Annotated in this window: 17 protein-coding genes; 13 read left to right on the top strand and 4 right to left on the bottom strand. The window is 71.0% G+C overall.

Annotated elements, in window-relative coordinates:
- The first annotated feature begins 93 nt into the window (after positions 1–93).
- The 3 genes from ABTY62_RS28295 (at position 94) to ABTY62_RS28285 (ending at position 3,136) form a co-directional block, all read left to right on the top strand.
- On the top strand, positions 94–1,353 hold the full coding sequence (locus ABTY62_RS28295; protein WP_352132226.1) for a cellulase-like family protein: 1,260 nt from the start codon (positions 94–96) through the stop codon (positions 1,351–1,353).
- 98 nt (positions 1,354–1,451) lie between these two features.
- A complete protein-coding gene (locus tag ABTY62_RS28290) occupies positions 1,452–2,000 on the top strand; it encodes a hypothetical protein (RefSeq protein WP_352132225.1) in 549 nt (182 codons plus the stop codon).
- On the top strand, positions 2,000–3,136 hold the full coding sequence (locus ABTY62_RS28285) for a hypothetical protein (protein WP_352132224.1): 1,137 nt from the start codon (positions 2,000–2,002) through the stop codon (positions 3,134–3,136). The genes ABTY62_RS28290 and ABTY62_RS28285 overlap by 1 nt, the downstream gene beginning before the upstream one ends.
- On the opposite strand, the gene ABTY62_RS28280 is transcribed toward ABTY62_RS28285, so the two are convergent.
- The gene (locus ABTY62_RS28280) at positions 3,133–4,233 is read right to left on the bottom strand and encodes a serine hydrolase domain-containing protein (protein WP_352132223.1); all 1,101 of its coding nucleotides are present in this window, start codon (positions 4,231–4,233) and stop codon (positions 3,133–3,135) included. The two genes, ABTY62_RS28285 and ABTY62_RS28280, sit on opposite strands and share 4 nt — an antisense overlap.
- 2 nt (positions 4,234–4,235) lie before the next feature.
- Positions 4,236–4,748, bottom strand: coding sequence for an ArsR/SmtB family transcription factor (locus ABTY62_RS28275; protein WP_352132222.1), 513 nt, complete (start codon positions 4,746–4,748; stop codon positions 4,236–4,238).
- Positions 4,749–4,962: 214 nt separating this feature from the next.
- On the opposite strand from ABTY62_RS28275, the gene ABTY62_RS28270 reads away from it, so the two are divergent.
- The 8 genes from ABTY62_RS28270 (at position 4,963) to ABTY62_RS28235 (ending at position 11,361) form a co-directional block, all read left to right on the top strand.
- The gene (locus ABTY62_RS28270; RefSeq protein WP_352132221.1) at positions 4,963–5,787 is read left to right on the top strand and encodes a hypothetical protein; all 825 of its coding nucleotides are present in this window, start codon (positions 4,963–4,965) and stop codon (positions 5,785–5,787) included.
- 238 nt (positions 5,788–6,025) lie between these two features.
- Entirely contained in the window at positions 6,026–6,415 is a 390-nt protein-coding gene (locus tag ABTY62_RS28265; RefSeq protein ID WP_352132220.1) for a 6-pyruvoyl trahydropterin synthase family protein, read from the top strand.
- Between the two features lie 146 nt (positions 6,416–6,561).
- On the top strand, positions 6,562–7,191 hold the full coding sequence (locus ABTY62_RS28260; RefSeq protein ID WP_352132290.1) for a 7-carboxy-7-deazaguanine synthase QueE: 630 nt from the start codon (positions 6,562–6,564) through the stop codon (positions 7,189–7,191).
- Complete coding sequence (gene folE / locus ABTY62_RS28255) at positions 7,191–7,805, top strand: GTP cyclohydrolase I (RefSeq protein WP_352132219.1); 615 nt, start codon at positions 7,191–7,193, stop codon at positions 7,803–7,805. The genes ABTY62_RS28260 and folE overlap by 1 nt, the downstream gene beginning before the upstream one ends.
- A gap of 38 nt (positions 7,806–7,843) precedes the next feature.
- Positions 7,844–9,004: an IMP dehydrogenase gene (guaB, locus tag ABTY62_RS28250; protein WP_352132218.1), complete on the top strand. Its 1,161-nt coding sequence runs from the start codon at positions 7,844–7,846 to the stop codon at positions 9,002–9,004.
- Positions 8,997–9,584: a phosphoribosyltransferase gene (locus ABTY62_RS28245; protein ID WP_352132217.1), complete on the top strand. Its 588-nt coding sequence runs from the start codon at positions 8,997–8,999 to the stop codon at positions 9,582–9,584. The genes guaB and ABTY62_RS28245 overlap by 8 nt, the downstream gene beginning before the upstream one ends.
- A complete protein-coding gene (locus ABTY62_RS28240; RefSeq protein WP_352132216.1) occupies positions 9,581–10,846 on the top strand; it encodes a UbiD family decarboxylase in 1,266 nt (421 codons plus the stop codon). Before ABTY62_RS28245 ends, ABTY62_RS28240 begins: the two co-directional genes overlap by 4 nt.
- A 14-nt stretch (positions 10,847–10,860) precedes the next feature.
- Positions 10,861–11,361, top strand: coding sequence for an NUDIX hydrolase (locus ABTY62_RS28235; RefSeq protein ID WP_352132215.1), 501 nt, complete (start codon positions 10,861–10,863; stop codon positions 11,359–11,361).
- Here ABTY62_RS28235 and ABTY62_RS28230 read toward each other — a convergent pair.
- Positions 11,348–12,313, bottom strand: a complete 966-nt coding sequence (locus tag ABTY62_RS28230) for a PfkB family carbohydrate kinase (protein ID WP_352132214.1) — start codon at positions 12,311–12,313, stop codon at positions 11,348–11,350. The two genes, ABTY62_RS28235 and ABTY62_RS28230, sit on opposite strands and share 14 nt — an antisense overlap.
- Positions 12,314–12,394: 81 nt before the next feature.
- Here ABTY62_RS28230 and ABTY62_RS28225 point away from each other — a divergent pair, with 81 nt between their 5' ends.
- Positions 12,395–13,753, top strand: a complete 1,359-nt coding sequence (locus tag ABTY62_RS28225) for an MFS transporter (RefSeq protein WP_352132213.1) — start codon at positions 12,395–12,397, stop codon at positions 13,751–13,753.
- A gap of 30 nt (positions 13,754–13,783) precedes the next feature.
- On the top strand, positions 13,784–14,497 hold the full coding sequence (locus ABTY62_RS28220; RefSeq protein ID WP_352132212.1) for an HAD family hydrolase: 714 nt from the start codon (positions 13,784–13,786) through the stop codon (positions 14,495–14,497).
- A 67-nt stretch (positions 14,498–14,564) separates the two neighbouring features.
- Here ABTY62_RS28220 and ABTY62_RS28215 read toward each other — a convergent pair whose 3' ends face one another.
- Positions 14,565–15,437, bottom strand: coding sequence for an NmrA/HSCARG family protein (locus ABTY62_RS28215; protein ID WP_352132211.1), 873 nt, complete (start codon positions 15,435–15,437; stop codon positions 14,565–14,567).
- Position 15,438 lies beyond the last annotated feature (1 nt).

Below are 15,438 nucleotides of genomic sequence, written 5' to 3'. Positions count from 1 at the left end.
CCCTATCGCGGGCATTAATTATGAATACATCTTGACACTGCCTGTGACACCCGCCGACGATGAACCGTCCCCCTACCGAAAGGCCGGTCCACCGTGCCCGTCGCGCCGCCCGACCACCTGCCGGAGAAACTGACCATCTCCCTGTGGGACTTCAGCTGGTACACCCGTACCGGCCCCGGGGAGCCCTTCGCCGACCTCGACCGCGCCTTCGCGGAGGCCGTGGCGCGCGGATACAACACGGTGCGCGTCTGCGCCATGCCCTTCCTGCTCTTCGGCTCCGGGCTCGACACCAGCCGGCTCCGGCTGGCACCCCTGGGCGGCGGATACGGGCAGCGGACCCGCTGGTACGACGTCGGCGGCAGCACCGAGATCGACGGCCGCGCCCATCTGCGCGCGCTGTTCGAGGCCGCCCGCCGGCACGGCTGCTTCGTCATCCTCTCCAGCTGGGAGTACCAGCAGAGCCCGTCGTTCGGCGGCGACCGCTCCTGGTACGACGCCCTGATGGCCGTCGCTCCCGAACGGCGCGCCGAGGCCCTCGCCGACGCGCTCGCCGACCTGATCGACTTCCTCGCCGTCCACGGACTGGACGACCGGATCGCCTTCACCGAGCTGCACAACGAGGTCCAGGGCGGGCGGCTCACCGAGGGGCTGACGGGCCCCGACACCGTGGTCGCCCTGCGGCCGCGCCTGGAGCGCGGCCTCGCCCGGTTCCGGGAGCGCCACCCCGACCGGCCGGTCACGGTCAACTACGCCAAGGTCCCGGTCGGATCGCTGCGCGGCGTCCCGCGCGACGTGGACGTCGCCGTCTTCCACCCGTATGTCTACGGCGTGCTCGACGAGCTCATCGACGCCTTCGCCCTGCGCGCCCCGTCCCGCCCCTTCCCCCAGGACTTCGCCCGGGAGCACCTGCTGCGCCCCGACGCCCCGGACCTGGCCGACTGGGCGCCGCCCGCCGGCGACCTGTGGCGTCTTGAGGCCACGCTCGTCGGCCGCGAGATCTACGCACACGACTGGTGCGACCCCGTCAAGTGGGACGCCTGGCTGTACGAGCGGTACGCCGTCCACCGCCTCGCGATGGAGCAGCGGCTGGTCACCTGGATCGAGGCCGCCGCCGACTGGGCCGCCGGGGCCGGAGTCCCGCTGGTCTTCGGCGAGGGCTGGATCGGCTACACCCCGCTGCACGGCACCTTCGAGGAGGGCCCGGTCGGGGCCGCGTTCTGCCGCCGCGCGGTCGCCGAGTCCGCCCGGGTGGGCGCCTGGGGCACGGTGGTGTGCTCCAACGCCGCGCCCCACCACCCGATGTGGCAGGACCTCGCCCTGCAACGGGAGTGCAACACGCTGCTGCTGGGCTGACCGGCGCGCTGTGACACACCGGTGACGTGTTTCGGTCGTTTTGGGGGGTGCCCGCGGGGTCGGCCGACGTACCCTGTCGTGCACACAACGGGGGTGTCATGAGCGACAACGATCTGCCGGAGCCGCAAGACGACCAACTTCCCATTCCGCCCGGACCATCAGGCGAAGGGAGGGGCGGGTTCGCCCCGCCCCCCTTAGGGGCCCTGCCGTGCCAGCCCAACATCTACAGCCCTCCTTTCGCGCCCGCGCCCCCGCCCCGGCGCCCGCTCGCCCCCGGCGTTCAGGGCCCGGTGCCGCAGAACCTCGCGATCGCCCCCGCCGTGCTGCGCGGCGCGGCAGGCAAGGCGGACGAGGTGTACAACACCCTGCACCGGCAGGCGGCGTCGTTGGAGGAGCCGACCTCCATCGCGGCCAGGGGCGTGGACGGCCTCCAGGTCGAGAGCGCGCTGAGACGGTCCCACAAGCACTGGGAGGAGCAGGCGGGCACGGTCACCGCCTGGCTCGCCCACATCTCCGAGAGCCTGCGGGCCGCGGCCGACATACATGTACAACAGGACCTGGGCACGGGGGACTCGTTCGGCCAGCAGCAACCCTGGTTACTGCCGCCCGTCGACGACCCGTGCTCCTCGTCGATCTGGAGGTACTGATGGCCAGCTTCTATCAGGAGTTCCGATCGGCCGACTTCGGGGCGCTGGACACCCTGGCCACCAAGTGGAAGGGCGTCCACGACAGGATCAAGGACCTCGATGACAAGGTCCGTGACCAGGTGCTGAAGCCCCTGAAGGACAAGGGGTACTGGGAGGGCATGGCCGCCCCCTTCGCCTGGACGCAGATCGACGACATCCAGCGCCAGGTGACCGCCGCCGCCAAGGTGGCCGACGGGGTCCGCCGGAGCATCGAGGACGGAGCCGGTGAGCTGAAGGTCGCGCAGCGCAAACTCAACGACGCGGTGCGGGAGTTCGGCGAGCAGGGGATGTACGTCAGCGCCAAGAACGCCCAGGTGGTTCTGGCCGAGGGGTGCACCCCGGAGAACTACGACGAGGACGACGTGAGCAAGGTGAACGCCGCCCAGACCCGGCTCAACCAGATCCTGCGGGAGGCGTTCGAGGCCGACCAGAACCTGTCGATCACGCTGATGGAGAACGTCGGCCTGGAGCAGTGGTTCAACACCGGCGAGATACGCACGGACATCAACCACACCAGCGGCATCAGCACCGACCGCTATGACACGCTCGGCCGGGACATGAACGGCCTCGACCCCTTCCCCTCGACCAACCACCTCACCCCGCGCACCCTCGCGGCCAACTGGATAGCCGGGACGGGGGACGACCACTACTCCTTCTCCCAGCACGACGCGTTCGTCGAACAGCTCCGCGAGAGCGAGAGCATGGACAGCATCCGGAGCCAGACGCTCGCCGGGTGGCAGGCGGGCAGGGGGGAGGGCCAGCTCGCATACCGGATCTCCGGCAAGTCGCTCCCCGACCAGGTGACGACCTTCATCGGGGACATGGCCGCCATGTCCGGGATCGACAATCTGTGGGGCGGCGACACCAACGAGGCGCAGTCCCTGCTCGGCTCGTACAACGTGGACTACGTCGTCAAGGGCACCGACCCCGATGGCAGGCTCATCGTGCAGTACACCCTGCGCAACGACACCGACATGGAGTCGTTCCTGCCCGGCTACCAGACCTGGCAGCGACGGTTCAACCATGACTCCGGGCCGACGGCCGACATCCAGGAAACCATGGTCTGGACCGAGCGCATCGACCCGGACGACCGCTAAGCCGCGGTGAGTTCGCCGAGCAGGCCGAAGGTGAGGGCGTCGACCGGGCGGGGGTCGGTGGCGGTCTCCTCGCTGAAGGTGTTCACCATCATCACCACCGCCGAGCCGCTCTCCCGGCTGAAGGCGGCACAGGTGCTGAACCCGCCTGTGCCGCCGGTGTGCCAGGTCAGGGTCCGCCCGCCGGGCAGCGGGCTGAGGTGCCAGCCGAGCCCGAGCCGCAGACCGCCCTCGGCAGTGAAGTGGGGGCGCTGGGTCAGCTCGATGGCGGCCCGCAGCGGGGAGCCCCCCGGGTGGAGCTGTGCGTCCAGGAAGCGCACCATGTCGTCGGCGGTGCTGTACATCGAGGTGCCGGCCGCGCTGAGCACGGGGTCGCGCCAGTCGGGGACGGGCTCTCCGGCGAGGTGTCCGACCGCCTTGCGGGCCGCCATGTCGGGCCGCAGCGCGGTGGTGGTGTCCTTCAGGCCGAGCGGCCCGGCCACCCGGCGGCGCAGCATCGTGTCCACGGCGTCGAAGGCCAGCGCCTGGCCGAGGAGGCCGACCCCGAGGTTCGAGTACGCGTACTGGCTGCCCGGTTCGGTGGCCAGGGTGGTCTCGCCGAGGCCGCTCGACAGATCGTCCAGCGTGTAGTGGGCGTACGGGTCGTAAGGGTCCGCGCCGGCGAGCAGGTTCGGCGGCAGCGAGGGCAGGCCGGAGCTGTGGGTGGCCAGATCGACCAGGGTGATCGGGCGCGGCCCCCGGTGCGGGACGGGGAACCCGGTGGGCAGGGTGAGCGGGGCGTCGAGGCGGGTGGTGCCCGCGCACACGGCGCGGGCCAGGGCCGTGGCGGTGAGTGTTTTGGCGATCGAGCCGAGCTGGTAGACGGTTCCGCCGTCGGGCGCCGCGCCGCCCGGGCCCTCGCCCGCGCCCGCCACATGGCGCCGGCCGCCGTGGATGACCCCGCAGACCGCGCTGGGGCTGCCGGCCTCCAGCGCACGGGTCACATACCGCCGCACCAGCGCGGGCAGGTCGGGCCGGTCGTCGGCTGCTGCGGCGTTGCCGGCCAGCAGCGTTCCGCCCGCCGTCGCCGTCGCCACGGTGAGGAACTTTCTCCGCTGCATGGTCACTCCCCTGTCGATCGGATTGCCGTGGACACCACCGTGGACAGCACGACGAGCAGCGGCACCACCCGGCCCGCGGGGACCTGGTAGTGGCCACGGCCCTCGGCCTGGAGCCAGCCGGTGGCGGTGAGTTGTTTGAGGTGGTGATAGAGCTGGCCGGTGGTGTGCAGGCCCGCGACCTCCTGGAGCTCCGCGGCGGACCGGGTGCCGCGGAGCGCGGCGCGCAGCAGCGTGAGCCGGCCGGGGTGGCCCAGGGCGGCGAGCGGTGCGGCGCACTCCGACCAGTCGGCGTCCAACAGCCTTTCGGTGGCGGCGCCTTGCTGCCATTCGTACGTCTCGCCCGTCGGCAGTTCGAGCGCGCCGGTGAACAGCACTTCGCCGGGGCCGGTGAGGCGTTGCCGCAGGCCCTCGAGGGCCCAGAACACCTTGTCCCGCTCCGTCTTGGGCTCTGCCTCCAGCCGCGAAACACGCTCTTCGAGCGCGGCGACCCGTGTCTCCAAGGACTCACCAGCCATAGGACGGAGATTACGTTATTCCGGAATAGCAGAGCAACTCGCATACTGCGCCCCAGCTCAGCGAGTCCGCACGACCAAAGACACCAAAGTCCCCCGAGCAAAGGTCGGATGAAAGATTGTTAGGAACCTTGACAGTCCTATAGGGCCAGCCCATCGTGAGAGGTCCGCACCGCGTGTGTCATCAGTTGACATCCTCAGAAGGAAACCAACGAACATGACCGAACACGCTCCACGCCACCTCAGCCGCCGGGCGGTACTCGGCTCCATGACCGCGGCCGCCGTCGGCACATCTCTCGTTCTGGGCCGGGAGGCGTCGGCCGCCCCGCGGGCGCCGCAGCTGCTCTGGCACCCGGACCCGTCCAGCGCCGGGCTCAAGGCCTTCGAGGGCATCGAGGCCGACCGCGGAGGCGCCCACCCCGACCGGGAGTATGTGACCGTCGAGGGAGGTGATCACTACCGCTTCAACATCTGGAAGGACGACCGGGACACCACCGGTGACGGGGACCGTCAGCGCACCGAGTCCAAGGGCATGGTGCAGGACGGCTCGAAGCTGAAGATGCGCGACGGCGAGACATGGACCATCAGCTACGAGATGTTCATGCCGACCTCGCTGCACGGCACCAGCAAGTTCACGCACATCTTCCAGACCAAGACACCCGTGGACAACGGGGGCCCGTACGTCACCCTGGACCTGGGCCGCAGCGGCAGCACGGAGACGCTGCGGGCCCGCGCGTACGCCAACTCCGGGTCGCCGGACATCGCCTCGACCAACCTGTCGCCGCTGCGCAACAAGTGGATCACCATCGAGTGGACGCTCACCATCGGCTCGAGCGGCAAGGCGGGGTTCGTGGCCCGCAAGGGCACCGGCTCCGGGGCCCCGGTGGCGGTCCAGGGCAGCATGTCGGGCGTGAAGATCCCGGATCAGGACGATTACGTGCGGCCCAAGTGGGGCATCTACCGGTCCGTCGAAAGCGCCTCGTCGGACATCCTCGACACCTATCTGCTCTTCCGCAACTTCAAGGCGTCGAAGGGCACCTGAACCTCCGGGGGCGGAGGAAACCGGTGAATGTGGGGTCGGCGGCAGCCGGCCCCACATTTCCATGTGCGGGCGAACCACTCAACGATCGCTCGCGCTTGGGTTGAAGGGACCAAAGGGCCCAACGGCCCTCTTGTGATCCGGCGTGTGCTCGGGAATCCTCGACAGGGCGTTGAGCGGGAAAGCGGAGCGGAGATTTTTTTCTGCACCCTGTTCACTTAAGCGAGGTGAAGGGTTCATCATGCTCTCCATCACCAAAGAGTTTCGCTTCTCGGCGAGCCACCGGCTGGATCATTTACGGTCCGGCCATCCGTGCGCCCGACTGCACGGCCATAACTATGTGGTCGTCCTGGAACTGTCCGCGGCGCCGGAAGATCTCACCCGTCCGGGCTTCGTCCGGGATTACGGCGATCTCTCCGCCTTCCAGAAGTGGGTCGACGAGACGCTGGATCACCGGCATCTCAACGATGTGCTGGACGGGGTGAATCCCTCCGCGGAGAACATCGCCATGTGGCTTCACGAGAGGTGGGTGAAGGAGTTCCCCGAACTCACCGCCGTACGCGTGTCGGAGACCCCCAAGACCTGGGCGACCTACCGTCCCTCCCCCAACGGGGTCGACGCGCCCCTCTGACGGCGGACCGGGACCCGATCCTCGACGGAGGACACGAAAGGGGGTGGTGGACGTGACGGCACCGAAGCTCGTGGTCAACGAGATCTTCGGGCCCACCTAGGGCCGTACAGGGAGAAGGGCCCTCCACGGGCACGTCCTGCGCCTTTCTGCGGCTGGGAGGCTGCAATCTGGACTGCCGCTGGTGCGACACTCCGTACACCTGGGACTGGAAGGGCGTCTCGGACACCGGGATCGCCTACCGCCCGGCCGAGGAGCTGCACCCGTTGGACCCGGACGACGTGACGCGGCGGCTGCTGGACTTCGGCGTCGGCCTGATCGTCGTCTCCGGCGGGGAGCCGCTCAACCAGCAGAGCAGGCTGCTGCCGGTGGTCCGCGCGCTGCGCGGGGCGGGGGTCGCGGTGGAGATCGAGACCAATGGGACGGTGGCCCCCGAAGACGCGCTCACCGCGACCGGAGCGCGGTTCAACGTGTCGCCGAAACTCGCCCACTCGGGGGTCGCCGAGAATCGCAGGATCGTGCCGGAAGTGCTGCGCGAGTTCACCCGGCTTCCCGGCACGGCCTTCAAGTTCGTCTGTGCGGCGGCCTCCGACCTGGAAGAGGTGGACGCGCTCGTCGCGCAGCACTCGCTGAAGAACATTTGGATCATGCCGCGCGGACAGTCTCCCGAGGAGATCGGCGAGGGCATCCGCACGCTCGCGGACCAGGTCGTCGGACGGAAGTGGAATCTGTCCGGACGGCTGCATGTGACCATATGGGGCAGTAAACGAGGTGTTTGATGAGCAGTGGAATAAGCGAATTGCCGGGGAGCAACCGGATCGACCGGAGCGCGCCGCCCCAGGATCCCCTGGAAATACTCGCCCGGCAGCTTCTCGTGGAGATCGGTGAGGATCCCGAACGCGAAGGGCTGCGCGACACGCCCGCCCGCTACGCGCGTTGGTGGCGTGAGTTCACCGAGTACGCTCCCGGCTCGACCGATACGGTCTTCGAGTCCAGCTGTAGCGGTGATCTGGTGGCCGTCTCCGGCATCCATGTGTGGTCGCTGTGCGAACACCACCTCTTACCCTTCTCCTGCCGGATGACCATCGCCTACCTCCCCCGCGGACAGGTCCTGGGCCTCAGCAAGTTCGCCCGGATCGCGCACCAGCACGCACACCGGCTCCAGTCGCAGGAGCGGCTCTCGCAGGACATCGCGGACGATGTCGAGAAGCTCGCCGGCTGCCCGGACGTCGCCGTGATCGGCAAGGGAGAGCATCTGTGCATGGCCATGCGTGGCATCCGTACCCCCGCCACCATGACCACGGCCGTGTGGCGCGGCGCGCTCCAGGACAGCGCCCGGCGCACCGAGTTGCTCACCCTCACCAGCGAATCGTTCCGCGGCCCCGGCTCCTGAGCGCCCGGCCGCCCCAGTTGAGAAGGGACACAGACCTCGTGCGGACAAGTGAACCTCCACGGACCGGGCTGAGTTTCGACGATGTCCTGCTGGTGCCCCAGCGCACCTCGCTGACCAGTCGCCGCCAGGCAGACACCGCCTCGGAGCTGCTGCCGGGCGTCGTGCTGCGCACGCCCGTCATCTCGGCGAACACCCAGTGGTGCACGGGCGACCGGATGGCCGTGGCCATGGCGCTGAGCGGCGGTCTGGGCGTGCTGCACCGGATGCAGACCGTGGAGCAGCAGCTTGACCACCTGGACGCGGTCAAGGCGCACCGGTCCGAGGAGGGCGCGGCGCCCGAGGCCACCCGCGCCGCCGACGGACGGCTGCTGGCCGGCGCCGCGGTGGGGGTCACCGGCGACTGGCGGGAGCGCGCCGAGCGCCTGGTCGAACACGCGGTGGACATCCTCTTCGTGGACGTCGCCCACGGCCACAGCGACCAGGTGATCGAGGCGGTGGCCAAGCTGCGGGCCGCCTACCCGCGGCTGCCGCTGGTCGCGGGGAACGTGGGCACGGCCGCGGGGGTCGTGGACCTGGCGGAGGCCGGCGCCGATGTGGTGAAGGTGGGCATCGGACCCGGCGGGGTGTGCACCACACGGCTGGTGGCCGGCACCGGAGTCCCCCAGCTCACCGCCGTCATGGACTGCGCGGCCGCGGCGGCCGAACGGGGGGTGGGGGTGATCGCGGACGGCGGCATCCGGGAGTCGGGCGACATCGCCAAGTCGCTGGCGGCCGGGGCACACGCGGTGATGCTCGGCTCCGCGCTGGCGGGCGCCGACGAGAGCGCGGCCACCCCGGTGACCCGGGACGGGCGCTCGTACCGGGTCAGCAACGGGTTCGTCTCCCTGGGCATGAAGCTGACGCTGCGCCATGCGGCGGGCGAGAGGATCACCCGGGAGGAGGTCGACGACTATGTGCCGGAGGGCACCGAGGCGACCTTCCCCGCCACCGGCCCGGTGGCCAGGACGCTGCGCCGGCTCATGGGCGGTGTGCAGTCGGCGATGAGCTATTCGGGGGCGCGGGACATGGTCGGCTTCCGGGAGCGCGCCGAGTTCATCCGGGTGACCTCCGCGGGCCGGGCGGAGAACCGCCCGCACGCGCGCGAGCGCTCGGAGCAGATCGACATCGACCATGTCTCCCGGGCGGTGGGCGATGAGTGAGTCCGGAGACACGACGCCCCCCGCGGTGGCCGGTGAGCGGCCCGGCATGTGGTCCCGGCAGGGGCCGTACCTCCTGGACTGGGCCTCCTTCGGGGAGCTGATGGCGGACCTCGCCGCACAGGTGCGGGACGAGGGCTTCCGGCCGGACGCGGTGCTGGCGGTGGCCCGCGGCGGTCTCACCCCGGCCGGCTTTCTCACCTGCGCCCTCGACGCGCCCGTCCAGCACACCATCCGGGTGCGCAGGACCGCGGACGACACCCGCTACGCCGCCAAGCAGGCGCCGGTCATCGACATCGGCTCCCCGCCCGAGCTGGGCCCGGGAGACCGGGTGCTGGTGGTGGACGACATCGTCGGCACCGGCTCCACGGCCGATGTGGTGCTGGCGTATCTGGCGGACGCCGGGGTGGCGCGGTCCGATGTGCGCTTCGCCGCGGTGGTCCGCAACCACCGGTCCGGCTATGTGCCCGACTACTGTCCCGCGGTCATCGACGACTGGATCGTCTTCCCGTGGGAGACCGACCGGGAGAGCACGGCGGACTGCCGCCCCCTCCCGGCCACCGCGCGGACGGGGCGCCGATGACGGCGGGAGGCCCGCGGGGGCTGCCCGGCCGCGAGCTCGTGCCGGTGGAGAGCGCCGCCGAGGTGTCCCTGCCCGCCTGTTACGACGCGGTGGACCTGTACACCTGTGACACCCCGCTCAGCCGACGGGTGGAGGTGGCGCGCACCCTCGCCGAGTTCGAGAAGGCCCTGGGGACACGTCCGACGACGGTGTTCACCCGGGTCGCGGAGTGTCCCGGCGGGCGGGTGCTCGGGCACCCGTATCCGCGGGCGGTGCTGCTCGCCGCGCTCGGCACCACCGAGGAGAAGCGCCTCGAGGAGATGTCGGACCGGCTGGCGGGCCCCGCGCATCCCGTACGAACGTCCCAAGGCGGTCACCGCCGGGAGGAGTTGGGCGGGCTGCTGCACGCCCTGCCGATCCTCCAGCACCGCCCGGGCGACGCCGGACCGTACATCACCGCGGGCGTGGGGGTGACGACCCGGCCCGACGGGAGCGGCGTCAACCTCGGCTTCTACCGCATCCAGGTGGTCGCGCCCGACGAGGTCCGCATCTTCCTGGACCCGCGCACCGACGGCCACCGCAATCTGCGGGCCTGGCTGGAGAGCGGACGGCCGATGCCCATCTCGGTGTTCCTGGGCGCGGATCCCGCCATCAGCGTGGTGGCGGCCTCTCGGCTGCCCGCCGAGGGCGACGACTACGAGATCGCCTCCCGTCTGCTGGGGCGCCCGCTCGGCCTCGGCGGCAGCCCTCCGGTGCCGGACGACGCCACCCATGTCATCGAGGGGCAGGTGCTGGCCAGGGACGAGGTCGAGGGCCCGTTCGGCGAGTTCAAGGGCTATTACGCGGAGGCCCGCCGCAGCAATGTGATGACGGTCGGCCGGGTGGCCGCCGTGCCGGGCGCGCCGTTTCCCACCATCGTGGCGGGGGCCACCTCGGGTCTGACGCTGATGAGCTTCCAGAACGAGTATCTGATGTACGCGCATCTGCGCGGTCGGGGGCACTCCGTGCGCTCGGTACGCTACTCGCTCAAGGCCAGGGGTGAGTTCGTGGCGTACATCGAGTCCGACGAGCCCAGCCAGGAGCTGGTGGCGGAGGCGATGGCGTTCGATGTGCGCTCGAAGGTGATCATCTGCGGCCCGGACCTGTCGAATCCCGGACAGGCGCTGGCCACTTATGGCTTCACCACGCGCACGGAGCCATATCACCGCAAGGGAAGGGTGGAGGGCGAACGCGTGGGCCTGGCCTTGGTCATTCCGCCCGAGGGGCGGCCCACCGAGTACTGAATGAGGACATCAGCATGAGCCGTTTCGACCGTGTGCTGCCCGCCGCCTTGCTGGTGGTGCCGGGGCCCGGCCGTACCGTGACCTTCGTCCACCAGCTGAAGGGGCCGTACGCCGGGAGCTGGCTGCTGCCGGGCGGGGGCATCGAGCCGGGCGAGGCGGCCTGTGACGCGGCGCGGCGGGAGGCCCACGAGGAGACCGGCATCCTCGTGGACTCCTGCTCGCTCTTCGCCGTCTACGAGTTCACCGGCGCGTGGGAGCAGGGCGACTACCACCTGCTGATGTTCGCCTGCCTCGCCGACCGCGCGTATGAGCTGCCCGAGGGCTTCTCGGGGCACAACGTGGGCGAGGTCCGCCAGGGGAGCATCGACGACTTCCCGATGCACTCCACGGATCTGAAGATCCTCACCGACGCCGGGCTCGCGTCGTACGACCATGACGTCATCGAGCGCGCCCTCGCCGCGGACGGCATCGCGATGCGCGCGCACCGGGTGGCCTCCACTGTCAGCTGCGGCTGAATCTCGCCTCGCCGACGAGCGCCGGAGACAGGGAGTGGCAGGTGGTCTGCGGGCACTCGATGGTCACCCGGGCCGCGCGCAGCCCCTGGGCCAGAGCCTCCCGCGGTGTCTCGCCGTTCACCAGGGCGACGACGAAGGCCGAGGCCAGCGCGTCGCCGGCGCCCGTGTCGTCGGCGCATACGCCCGGCTCGGCCGGGAGGTGCACCGGCCCGGGGCCGGTCGCGGTCGCCAGGGCGGCCCCTCGGGCGGCGTCGGTGACCACGACCACCTCCGGGCCCCGGCGCAGCAGCAGACCTGCCTGCTCGGCGGGGCGGGCCGGCGCGCCGGGGTCCTGTCCCAGCAGGGTGCGCGCCTCCTTGGCGTTGAGGACCAGCACGTCGTAGCGGGGCAGCAGATGGGCGCGCGGGCCGAAGTCGGCCTGCCGGGTGGGCAGGCAGCACACCGGCACCGCGTGTCGTCGTGCCTGTTCCGACACCCACACCATCAGGTCCTCGTCGAGCCCGCCCTCCATCACCACCGCACCCGCGGTGGCGATGCTCCTGGCCAGCTCCGGTCCGCACAGCGCCTTGAAGAGGGCCGGGTCGGGCAGCGCGATGCGCGCGGAGAGCTGTGAGCCGTTCGTATCCAGCGTGACGTCGAACCGGCCGACGCCCTCGGCGGCGCGGCGTAAGTGGAGGGCGACACCCAGCCGGGACAGCGCGCCCTCCAGCTCCGCCGCGTCCGGGCCGAATCCGGACAGGCCGACGAAGGTGACCGGCAGGCCGAGCCGGGCCGCGTTCGTGGCGATATTCCGGCCGATGCCGCCGTGGTGCCGCTCCACGGCCCACACCGTTTCACCGTGGGCCGCTCCGCGACCGAACAGCCCGGCGGCGAAAAACTTACGGTCCATCGCCAGCGAGCCGAGCACAAGAATGCCGGAGCGCGGCGCGGCCCCATCCTCTGCTGCCACCATGTCGAGCGATCCTCCCCTGAGTTTCCGCACGATGTATGCCGTTGACCGATTCGTCGACCCGTAAGGAAAGGGCTTTGACCGATGGGCAGGAAGAGCGACACCACTGATACCGCTGACGCGGGGATTCCGGAATCCGGCGAGCAGAACAAGCATGTCCATGGGCAGCGCACTTATTGGTGGAATTTCACATTAATTTACCTGTCGGGGGTCATGGCCGCCACCAGCATCGGCCGGATCACCCCCGTATCCATCGACCTCGAGAGCGACTTGGGACTGTCGCTGGGGCAAGTCGGCCTGGTCGCGTCCTCGGTCACCGCGGTGGCCGCGGTGCTCGGTCTGGCCGTGAGCTTCGCGCTGCGCCCCCTTGACCCCCGGCGGACGCTGATCGGCGGTCTGGTGGTGATGGGGCTCGCGGGGCTGCTGGTCTCCCGGGCCGGCGGCTTTCCGCTGCTGCTCGGCGGGCGGCTGGTGGAGAGCGTGGGCTATGTGGTCGTGGTGATCGCGGCCCCCGTGCTGATCCTGGGGCTCGGCGACAACGAGCACCGCACGGTGTCGCTGGCGATCTGGGGCACCTTCATGCCGGTGGGCCTCGCGCTGGGCGCCTTCGGCGGCGGGCTGCTGTCCGGGGGGTTCGGCTGGCGGACCTCCCTGGCGGTCGCCGCGGCCGCCACCCTCGTGGTGGCCGGTGTGGCGCTCCGGCTGCCCGGGGCCCGCGCCGCGGACGCGGATTCGGACTCGGACACGGACACGGACTCCGACTCGGACCGACCGGAATCGGCGAGACCCGGCGCGGACGGACCGGCCCCTGAGGGTTCGGGGGTCACGCGATCGGGGGACGGTGCCGGGTCCCCCGCCCTGCGGGCGCGCGCCCGCAGGCTCGCCCGTCCGGTGGCGCTCGGCGCGGGGTTCGCCACCATCAGCGCCACGATCGTCACCTTCGTCGCGCTGTACCCCACCTATCTGCACGACGAGTTCGACGTGCCCACCGCGGCGGCCGGGACGCTCACCGGAAGCGTGTCCTTCGCCGGGGTCGCGGGGGGCTTCGCGGCGAGTGTGCTGCTGCGCCGGGGGGCGCCGATGAAGTACCTTTTCACGGCTGCTCTGTTGATGCCGGCCGGCGCCTTCGCCGCCTTCGGGGCGACGGGCGGGCTGGGCATCTCCATGACCAGCGCGGTGCTGATCGCGGTCACCAACGAGTTGGTCGTCGCCACCGTCTTCGCGGCCCTCCCCCTCGTGGTGAGGACCAGCGCGGACGTCGGCGTCGCCAACGGCCTGGTGGCCCAGCTCGGCAGCGTCGGATCGCTCGCGGGACCGCCGCTGGTGGGTCTGGTCGTCACCGCGGCGGACGGGTGGTGGGCGGTGGGACCGACGCTGCTGGCCGGATGCGCGATCGGCGTCGTACTGCTGCGGGCCGCGGTGGGCAGGGAACGGCAGGCATGACCGGTTCGGGCGGGAAGGGTGAGGAACAGCATGACCATCAAGTACGTCGTCTTCGACTGGGCGGGAACGCTCACTCCGTGGCACACGGTGGATCTGGCGGGCATCTGGCTCGAGACCGCGCGCGAGATCGACCCGGACGGCGCGCCGGACCTCGCCCAGCGGCTGCTGCGGGCCGACCGGGACCTGGCGGCCCGCTGCCGGGACACCCAGGGCTCGGCCACCCTCGACGAGGTGTTCCGCGCCGCGGAGGTGGTGCCGGATGGCACCGCGATCGCGGCCTACCGGCGGGCCTGGGAGGAGCACACCTATCTCGACCCGGAGGGGGCCGAGCTGCTGAGCACGCTGCGCGAGCGGGACCTGGGCGTCGGCGTGCTGTCCAACACGCTGTGGTCGGCCCAGTGGCACCACGAGATCTTCGAGCGGGACGGCGTCCATGACCTCATCGACGCCGCGGTGTACTCCAGCGAGGTGCCCTGGACCAAGCCCAACCCGCTCATCTTCGAGCTGATCGCCGAGCGCCTGGGCGCCGACGACCCCCGCGCGTGCGCCTTCGTCGGGGACCGGCTCTTCGAGGACATCTACGGTGCGCGGCAGGCCCGTATGCGCACGATCTGGGTGCCGCACAGCGAGATCCCCGACGAGGAGCTCGGGCCGGATTCGGCGGAGCCCGACGCCACCGCGCACACCCTCAAGGACGTGCTGACGGTGCTCGACTCCTGGGCGGCTCAGCAGCCGTCCCGCTGACCTCGTACGCCGTGTCCCACCCGGCTGGGACACGGCGGTTAGGGCCCGGCGGGGGCCCGAGGGGGCGTCAGAGGTCCCACGCGCGGTCGGCGGCCCACTTCTCGAGGGTGTGCCAGCCGACCCCGGGGTGGTCGCGGTGCAGTCCGTCGATGTCCACGTCCAGCCCGGTCTCCTGGAAGTAGCGGAACATGGCGGCCAGGTCGTCCGAGTAGGTCTCGGCGACCGCCAGCGGCACCTCCTGGAAGCGGATCTCACGGCCGCTCGCGGCGCTGATCGCGGCGGCGATCTGTTCGGGGGTCCGCCACTGCGAGGCGATGTCGATCCGGCGGCCGGCGAACTCCGCCGGACGGGTCAGCGCCAGGGCCGCGAAGGCGCCGATGTCCCGCGCGGCGATCACCGGCAGCGGGCGCCCGGGCGGCATGGGCAGGGGGAAGACACCCTCGCGGAGCGATCGCGTGGTCCAGCCGTTCGCGTAGTTCTCCATGAAGGCGCCCGGGCCGATCACCGTCCACGGCATATCGAGGGTGGCGAGGTGCCGCTCGATCCGCCACTTGCTCTCGAAGTGCGGGATGCCCGTGGACCGGTCGGCGTTGGCGGCCGAGGTGAACACGGTGTGCCGCACCCCGGCGGCGGCCGCCGCGTCCAGCAGGGCGATCCCCTGGCGCACCTCGGCGGAGAGGTCGCTGCCGAACGGCGTGGACATCGCGAAGAGCGCCGCGCTGCCGGCGAGCGCGGCCGCCAGCGAATCCTGGTCGTCGAAGTCGGCCCGGACCACGTCCACGCCGAGCACCCGCAGTTCGGCGGCGGCGGGCGAGGCGGGGTCGCGGGTGAGGGCGCGGACGGGGCGGCCGAGGCGGAGCAGCGCACGGGCCGTGGCGCCGCCCTGGGCGCCGGTGGCACCGGTCACGGCCACCGGAAGCTGATCAATTATCTGTGTCACG

Origin of the sequence: Streptomyces sp. NPDC097640 (genome assembly GCF_040302705.1) — a bacterium.
Classification (GTDB): domain Bacteria; phylum Actinomycetota; class Actinomycetes; order Streptomycetales; family Streptomycetaceae; genus Streptomyces.
This window is presented reverse-complemented; position numbering and strand designations above follow the sequence as displayed.